Annotated in this window: 2 protein-coding genes; both read right to left on the minus strand. The window is 57.5% G+C overall.

Annotated elements, in window-relative coordinates; translation table 11 throughout:
• Nucleotides 1-256 (minus strand): hypothetical protein (locus L6Q67_RS23935; protein WP_296576136.1); only part of this gene is annotated, 256 nt, incomplete at its 3' end.
• Nucleotides 246-647, minus strand: a 402-nt coding sequence (locus L6Q67_RS23940) for an N-6 DNA methylase (protein ID WP_296576139.1), incomplete at its 5' end; no start/stop codon positions are given. The genes L6Q67_RS23935 and L6Q67_RS23940, both read right to left, overlap by 11 nt.

Here is a 647-nt window from a genome sequence, read left to right on the forward strand (position 1 = left end):
TGGGCGCTTCTGAAGTTAGAACAATGTCCCCTTCCTGAAGCTCGACCTTCATCCACTTCTTGTACAGCTCAGGCGACGCGAATCTCATTGAGCCAACGTCCACCAAGCCTTCGGTCTTGACGTGCTTCGCGGAGAGCACGGGAACACCGCTAGTTGAGAAGTCATCGAAGCCCATCTTGTTAGGGGTCTTGCCTCGATGATCAATGACCAGCTCCAGGAGATCCGCTAGGCACATTCTTACAGCGTTAGACGACATACCCCAACCCCGCCAAGTTCTTCTTGATCTCGACTTCCAGCGAGGCACTCTCCGCAAACTGCTCCGCCAACTGCGCCGTCAGCCGTGCCATCTTGTCGGCAAACACTTCGCCGTCATCGGCCTGGTCTTCAGCGCCCACATACCGCCCAGGAGTCAGCACATGGTCGTGCTTACGCACGTCCTCCAGGCTGGCTGAACAGCAGAAGCCCTTCACGTCTTCATAGCCCATGCCCTGCTGCCAGGCGTGAAAGGTATCGGCCACCTTCTGGATGTCGGCCTGGGTGAAGTCGCGCAATACGCGGTCCTTCATGTAGCCCATCTGGCGCGCGTCGATGAACAGGATTTGCCGGCGCCGGTCGCGTTTTTTCTTGTTGAGGTTGAAGCCGTTGGC

It is taken from the genome of Zoogloea sp. (assembly GCF_023150065.1).
Classification (GTDB): domain Bacteria; phylum Pseudomonadota; class Gammaproteobacteria; order Burkholderiales; family Rhodocyclaceae; genus Zoogloea.